At 54.8% G+C, this 2500-nt stretch carries 1 tRNA gene and 2 rRNA genes (1 of these 3 cut by a window edge); all 3 read right to left on the bottom strand.

Features of this window, described 5'->3' with window-relative positions:
• A tRNA-Met gene (locus tag OCK02_RS25950) sits at positions 1–77 on the bottom strand.
• 172 nt (positions 78–249) lie between these two features.
• Positions 250–364: ribosomal RNA gene (rrf, locus tag OCK02_RS25955) — 5S ribosomal RNA — on the bottom strand.
• Between the two features lie 328 nt (positions 365–692).
• Positions 693–2500: ribosomal RNA gene (locus OCK02_RS25960) — 23S ribosomal RNA — on the bottom strand (it continues 992 nt past the right edge of the window).

The following is a 2500-nucleotide window of genomic DNA, read 5'->3' on the forward strand; positions in this document are numbered from 1 at the left end:
TGGTTGCGGGGGCAGGATTTGAACCTGCGGCCTTCAGGTTATGAGCCTGACGAGCTACCGGGCTGCTCCACCCCGCGTTATCCTGTTTTTGCCGTTGGGCAAAATACCGACGGTTTTGCCTGCGGCAAATATCGTTTTGTCCTGCGTTTTGTATCACGGCAAAAGGGCCGCTTGAAGGCGGCCCGTTTTGTGGCTTTGGGCCGGTTCTGGTGAGTGAGAAGATGGTGTTTTTTCATTTGCCTTTAGCAGACCTGGCAGCGACCTACTCTCCCGCGTCTTGAGACGAAGTACCATTGGCGCTGGGGCGTTTCACGGCCGTGTTCGGAATGGGAACGGGTGCAGCCACCCCGCCAGAACCACCAGGTCGGCTAAGGGCAAATGTTCATGCCGCAGGCATGGACGCTTGTTCCCTTTTGCTTTGGCAAACCTTTCTTCCTCGCTCTCGCTCGGAAGGGTGCCAAAGCGGTCATACGGGAACGTATGAACATGCTTTGTGCATGATATGAGAAGCTGGCGAGGCAAAGCCTCTTTACTTTGAACACGTCTTTTTTCTTCTGCTCGGGCGTCGGAGCGAAGCTCCGCAAGGCCAAGCGGCCGTCGCGCCCAGTGGCGCGGCCCGTCCGGAGCACTGCGTGCGTCAGGACAGAAGAGATGGCTCATCGAATTTCATTCGATGAGCATTTTCAATGAGAACGATCAAGCCAATCGAGCGATTAGTACCGGTAAGCTTCACGCATTGCTGCGCTTCCACACCCGGCCTATCAACGTGGTCGTCTTCCACGGCTCTCAAGGGAATACTCGTTTTCAGGTGGGTTTCCCGCTTAGATGCCTTCAGCGGTTATCCCTTCCATATATAGCTACCCTGCTATGCCCTTGGCAGGACAACAGGTCCACCAGAGATATGTCCATCCCGGTCCTCTCGTACTAGGGACAGATCCTGTCAATATTCCTACACCCACGGCAGATAGGGACCGAACTGTCTCACGACGTTCTGAACCCAGCTCACGTACCGCTTTAATTGGCGAACAGCCAAACCCTTGGGACCTGCTCCAGCCCCAGGATGCGATGAGCCGACATCGAGGTGCCAAACAACCCCGTCGATATGGACTCTTGGGGGTCATCAGCCTGTTATCCCCGGCGTACCTTTTATCCGTTGAGCGATGGCCCTTCCACGCGGGACCACCGGATCACTATGACCGACTTTCGTCTCTGCTCGACTTGTCAGTCTCGCAGTCAGGCGGGCTTATGCCATTGCACTCGACGACCGATTTCCGACCGGTCTGAGCCCACCATCGCGCGCCTCCGTTACTCTTTCGGAGGCGACCGCCCCAGTCAAACTACCCACCATACACGGTCCCGGATCCGGATGACGGATCGCGGTTAGACATCCATGACGATAAGGGTGGTATTTCAAGGATGGCTCCACTCAAACTGGCGTCCAAGCTTCAAAGCCTACCACCTATCCTACACATGCCGACACGAATGCCAGTGTAAAGCTATAGTAAAGGTGCACGGGGTCTTTCCGTCTGACCGCAGGAACCCCGCATCTTCACGGGGAATTCAATTTCACTGAGTCTATGCTGGAGACAGCGGGGAAGTCGTTACGCCATTCGTGCAGGTCGGAACTTACCCGACAAGGAATTTCGCTACCTTAGGACCGTTATAGTTACGGCCGCCGTTTACTGGGGCTTCGATTCAAAGCTTGCACCTCTCCTCTTAACCTTCCAGCACCGGGCAGGCGTCAGACCCTATACGTCGTCTTGCGACTTCGCAGAGCCCTGTGTTTTTGATAAACAGTCGCTACCCCCTGGTCTGTGCCACCCCATCCCACTTGCGTGGAAAAGGGTCACGCTTCTTCCGAAGTTACGCGTGCAATTTGCCGAGTTCCTTCAGCGTAGTTCTCTCAAGCGCCTTGGTATACTCTACCTGACCACCTGTGTCGGTTTCGGGTACGGTCTATAATGATGGAGCTATTTCCTGGAACCCCTTCGCAGCCCAACCAATCCAATAAGGTTGAACAACATACGGGATCCGTCACTACCACCAGGCCCACGAATATTAACGTGGTTCCCATCGACTACGCGTGTCCGCCTCGTCTTAGGGGCCGGCTAACCCTGCTCAGATTAACTTTAAGCAGGAACCCTTGGTCTTTCGGCGAGAGGGTCTCTCACCCTCTTTATCGTTACTCATGTCAACATTCGCACTTCCGATACCTCCAGGAGCCCTCACGGGTCTCCCTTCACAGGCTTACGGAACGCTCCGCTACCACGTGCATTGCTGCACATCCTCAGCTTCGGTGCATGGCTTCAGCCCCGTTACATTTTCGGCGCAAAGACCCTTATTTAGACCAGTGAGCTGTTACGCTTTCTTTAAATGATGGCTGCTTCTAAGCCAACATCCTGGTTGTTTTGGGATCCTCACATCCTTTCCCACTTAGCCATGACTTGGGGACCTTAGCTGGAGGTCAGGGTTGTTGCCCTCTTCACGACGGACGTTAGCA

Source organism: Rhizobium sp. TRM96647, assembly GCF_025780115.1.
GTDB lineage: Bacteria > Pseudomonadota > Alphaproteobacteria > Rhizobiales > Rhizobiaceae > Mycoplana.